The organism is Nocardioides sp. P5_C9_2 (genome assembly GCF_054049555.1).
This window is the reverse complement of record NZ_JBFUMD010000322.1, coordinates 1-4,633: the sequence shown is the minus strand read 5'-3', so window position 1 is coordinate 4,633 and position 4,633 is coordinate 1. Positions and strand designations below refer to the sequence as shown.

Below are 4,633 nucleotides of genomic sequence, written 5' to 3'. Positions count from 1 at the left end.
GTCCTGTCCGGCTCGTTCGCGGGCAAYGTCGCGCTCGACCACGAGGACCGCGACGTCGAGCCCGCCATCGCCACCGCGCGTCTGGGCCGCGACGTCGAGGAGGCCGGGGGCGCCGACGCGCTCGTAGGCCATCGCGGCGTGCGGCTCTCCGGCGGCCAGGTGCAGCGGCTCGCCCTGGCCAGGGCACTGGCGTGCGGCGCCGACCTCCTGCTCGCCGACGACGTCTCCTCCGCCCTGGACGCGACGACCGAGGTCGAGCTGTGGGCGTCGCTGCGCGACGGCGGTGCGACCGTGGTCGGTGCGACCAGCAAGGCCGCCGCCCTGGCACAGGCCGACCGAGTGGTGGTCCTGGTCGACGGCCGGGTCTGCGACGAGGGTCCGTGGAGCGAGCTCGCGGACAGCTGGCGGCACCTGGCCGGCTGAGCCGTCCGGTCGGTCAGGGCCGCTTGGTCGCCATGATTGGGTGGGGGCATGCGAGCGGTGATCGCCGGTGCGTCCGGTTTCCTGGGTACCCACCTGACCCATCACCTGCGGGCGCAGGGCCACGAGGTGATCCACCTCGTACGTCGTCCGGCGCAGTCCTCGCTGGAGTCGCGCTGGGACCCGTACGCCGGTGAGCTCGACCAAGCCGTCATCGATCGCGCCGACGTCGTCGTCAACCTGGCCGGGGTCAGCATCGCCGGCAACCCCCACTCCAGGCCCCGCGCCGAGGCGGTCCTCTCCAGCCGGGTCACCACGACCAAGGCGCTCGCGGACGCGATCGCGGGGGCACCCCGCCCGCCCGCGTTCCTGGCCGGCAACGGCATCTCCTACTACGGCGACCATGGTGCCGACGCGCTGACCGAGGCGTCCGACTCCCGCGGCGACGCCATGCTCACCCAGGTCACCCGGGAGTGGCAGTCGGCGACCTCGCCCGCCGAGCAGGCCGGTGCCCGGGTCTGCATCCTGCGCACGTCACCGGTCATGGACCGACGCTCGTCGCCGCTGCGGGAGCTGACCCGCCTCTTCAAGCTCGGGCTGGGCGCACGGCTGGGGTCGGGCACGCAGTACTTCCCGATGATCTCGCTGCGCGACTGGGTCGCGTCGGTCGCGTTCCTCGCCGGCTCCGGCGACGTGTCCGGCGCCTTCAACCTGTGCGCCCCGCGGACTCCCACCAACGCCGAGTTCACCCGCGCCCTTGCCGAGGCCGTCCACCGGCCCGCCTTCTTCGTCGCTCCGTCGCCGGTCCTCAAGGTCGCCGCCGGCCGGATGGCCCCCGAGCTCCTCGGCTCGGTCAATGCCCGTCCCGCCGCTCTCGAGCGGGCTGGCTACGACTTCGAGGACGAGGACGTCACCGCGGTGCTTGCCGCGGGTCTCGCCTGACGGTGTCGGTGGCGATCCCGTCGCTCCTGGCCCGCCACGGCAGGAGCACGGCGCTCGAGAGCAGCAGGATCGCCGCCGCGGTGAGGGCGAAGCGGGTGCTCGTCGTGACGGCGAGGAGCCCTCCGGCGATGATGAACAGGGGCTGGAACGACCTCGAGCTGATCGACCACGCCGTCACCACACGCGACATGTGGGTGTCGGCGGTCGCCCGCATCCGGTAGGTGACGAACGTCGGGTTGAAGACGCCGGCGCTGAAGAGCAGCAGGAAGTCGGCAACGATGATGACGACCAGGCCCGTCGTGCCCGGCGGGGCCAGCGGGATGAGCCCGAGCCAGAGGGTGCGCAGGACGCCGAAGGTGAGCAGGACCGACCGGTCACCGAAGCGTCTCGTCAGTCGTCCGGTGCAGAGCGATCCCGCGATCCCGCCCAGTCCGGGAATGCCGAGAGCCAGGGAGTACTGCCAGGGATCCAGCCCGAGATCGCGCAACATGAACACCGTCATCAGCGGCGCGGCCATCATGATGCAGCCCCCGAAGATCACCGAGTTCCAGAACAGAGCGGCAAGGCCGGGGTGGGCGAAGATGTGGCGCCATCCGGTGGTCACGTCCCTGAGCCAGTGGTGGTCCGGAGCCACCACCGGTGGTGACGGTTCCGGGGAACGGATCCTGCGCACTCCCGCGGCCGAGAGCAGAAAGCTCACGGCGTCGATCGCCAGGGTTGCGGTGGCGCCGAGCCACGTGATGATCAGGCCGCCGATGGGCGGTCCGGCACTGGTCGCGGTCCAGAACGTCGTCTCGAACCGGCTGTTCGCCTCGAGGCGTTGCCCCGCAGGGACGAGCGCCTTGAGATGGGCTCCGCTGGCCGCGTTGAAGACGATGTTGCCGGTGGTCTGGACGACGCCGACGACGCACAGCTGTGCGTAGCCGAGCGCCCCGAGGGCCGCCGCAAGTGGAACGCTGCCCAAGGCCGCGAAACGCGCCAGGTCGGCAACGATCATGACGGGACGCTTGGCGCGGAACTCGATCAGTGATCCGAGCGGCAAGGCGATGGCCGCGCTGGCGAGCCCGGAGAGCGCCGCCAGGAAGGTCACCTGGAGGGTCGATGCGTGCAACACGAGCACCGCGATCAGCGGCAGCGCCCCCGAGGCCAGCGCACTACCGACCTCACTCACCGAGTACGCCGCCCAGAGGCGGTGGAAGTCCCGACCGAGTCCCTGACGGACGGCGCCGCGCGACGGGGAGGTGACACTCACCCACCGACCCTAGGTCTGCTCCCGGACACGACGACCCTGCCGCGCCGCGGTCGCTGACATCATGCGGACGTGCCCTCCGACCGTGCCCCTTCCTGGGACCAGCTCGCCAGTCACGTGGTTACGCTGCGGCGTCCATCGCTCATCGCGGTCGACGGCGTGGACGGATCCGGCAAGACGACGTTCGCCGGTCGACTCGCGGCGGCGATCGCGGACGCCGGACGACCGGCGCTCATCGTGCACGAGGACGACTTCCTCGCTCCGCGGGAGGTCCGCCACCGGCGCGGTCGACACTCACCGGAAGGCTTCTTCCGCGACTCCTACGATCTCGATGCCCTGATCCGACACGTCCTGGACCCGCTCCGGCCCGGCGGCAACCGGCGCGTTCGGCGCAGGTTCTTCGACCACCGCGCCGATGCCGCGCTCGATCCGCYGGACGAGCACGTCCCTCCCGAGACAGTGGTCGTCGTCGAGGGGATGTTCCTGCACCGCGACGAGCTCGCCGACCGCTGGGACTGGTCGGTGTTCCTCGACGTGCCGTTCACGGAGACCGCTCGCCGAATGGCCGAACGGGACGGCAGCCACCCGGACCCGGAGCACCCGTCGATGCGCCGGTACGTCGAAGGGCAACGGCTCTACCTCGCCCAGTGCCGACCTCATCGTCGCGCCACGGTCGTGCTGGACAACACAGGACCATCGCACTACCCGTAGTCGTCTCCCTCCGACCAGCCATCTCCTCTCCGCCGCATGACCACCCGGTCCTACCTGCGTCGGTGGAACCGGAGGTCGCCGTTGGGGAGTCGGTCGTGGAGGTAGCGGTCGTCGTGGGCGCGGTGGTGATGGTGGGAGCAGAGGAGGACGCCGTCGGCGAGGTCGGTCTTGCCGCCTTGACTCCATGGGGTCAGGTGGTGTGCTTCGCACCAGGCTGCGGGGATGTCGCAGCCTTCGGCGCGGCAGCCTCCGTCGCGCAGGCCCATGGCCCTGCGCTGGGCGGCCTGATACAGGCGTTGGGAGCGGCCGAGGTCGAGGACCTCGGACTTGCCGCCGAGGACGGCGGGGATGATCTTCGCGGTGCAGGCGAGGCGGCGGGCTTCGGCGGCGGTGATCCGSTGGCCGGTGTCGGTGGTSGCGACTCCGAGKCCGGTSTTCAGSGCTTCGAGGTCCATCGTGAYGACCACGCWGGTGGCGGTGCCRCCGTGGCGGGGCAGCTTCGTGGGGTCGAGGTGCTCGAGSARCGCGCARAACGCGTGGCCGAGGCGGGTGGMGTACGGCACGTTCGAGGGCGCATCGGTCCCACCTGTGACGTTGGGGCCGCCGGTGCCGTCGGGGGCGCCGGGGCCTCCGGCCTTGTCGGTCTCACCGTTCTTGCGGGGGTTGGTCCACGCGTGCAGGTACGTCAGCAACCGGCCGGCGGTGGCGTCGGGGACCCGGATCCGGATGCTGGTGGTCCCGTCGCCGTGCGACCTGGTGGTCAGCGACGTGGTCTTGCGGGCGCGGCGTTCCTCGTCCTCGAGTCGCTTGCGTTCCTGGTCCTCGCCGACCTCAGGGGCCACGACGTCCAGGATCCGGCTCCCCAGGACCCGCAGCTCGTGGGGGGTGAAGGTCGCGGCGTGCTCGACCAGCACCCGCTCCGCCCTGGCCACGATGTCGGTCGGGGTGTCGTCGGGGAGGTCGTCCAACGCGCGGGCGATCACGTCGGCCTGCGCGGTCGACACCTCCCCACTCGCATGCCCCTCGGCCAGCAGGGTCCACGACCGCTCCAGCGAGCGGGCCAACGTCAGGTCGCGGCGGGCCGGGCCACGGTCGCAGTGCACGGTCCGGGCGAACCACGCCGCGACGTCGCGGTCGCCGGCCTCYTCGGCGACGTCGTCGGCGACCGCCAGCAACCGCARCCGGGTCGACGTCACTCGCGACTCCAGGCGCGCCAGCTCGACCAGMGCGGTCGCCTTCTCGGCGGGTGCGAGGTAGAGGAGCTCGACGCCGGCGACCTTGTCCAGGGCTGCTGAGATCGCGTCGACGGCG

General features: G+C 71.6%; 5 protein-coding genes. 3 read left to right on the top strand and 2 right to left on the bottom strand.

The window, feature by feature from the left end:
- Both ACXJKL_RS15085 and ACXJKL_RS15080 read left to right on the top strand, forming a co-directional pair.
- Positions 1-423: ATP-binding cassette domain-containing protein (locus tag ACXJKL_RS15085; RefSeq protein ID WP_457207855.1), on the top strand; the 423-nt coding region annotated here is incomplete at its 5' end.
- Between the two features lie 48 nt (positions 424-471).
- Positions 472-1,362 (top strand): TIGR01777 family oxidoreductase, encoded by an 891-nt coding sequence (locus ACXJKL_RS15080; protein WP_457207854.1) that lies wholly within the window; start codon positions 472-474, stop codon positions 1,360-1,362.
- On the opposite strand, the gene ACXJKL_RS15075 is transcribed toward ACXJKL_RS15080, so the two are convergent.
- Positions 1,331-2,614: an MFS transporter gene (locus ACXJKL_RS15075; RefSeq protein WP_457207853.1), complete on the bottom strand. Its 1,284-nt coding sequence runs from the start codon at positions 2,612-2,614 to the stop codon at positions 1,331-1,333. The genes ACXJKL_RS15080 and ACXJKL_RS15075 overlap by 32 nt on opposite strands.
- A gap of 69 nt (positions 2,615-2,683) precedes the next feature.
- On the opposite strand from ACXJKL_RS15075, the gene ACXJKL_RS15070 reads away from it, so the two are divergent.
- A complete protein-coding gene (locus ACXJKL_RS15070) occupies positions 2,684-3,322 on the top strand; it encodes a uridine kinase (protein ID WP_457207852.1) in 639 nt (212 codons plus the stop codon).
- A gap of 50 nt (positions 3,323-3,372) precedes the next feature.
- Here the strand turns inward: ACXJKL_RS15070 and ACXJKL_RS15065 are convergent.
- The coding region (locus ACXJKL_RS15065) for a DUF222 domain-containing protein (RefSeq protein WP_457207851.1) at positions 3,373-4,633 on the bottom strand (1,261 nt) is incomplete at its 5' end.

Excerpts from the sequence above, each read along its gene's own strand:
- ACXJKL_RS15080 (WP_457207854.1), top strand. The coding sequence starts at position 472 with ATGCGAGCGGTGATCGCCGGTGCGTCCGGTTTCCTGGGTACCCACCTG.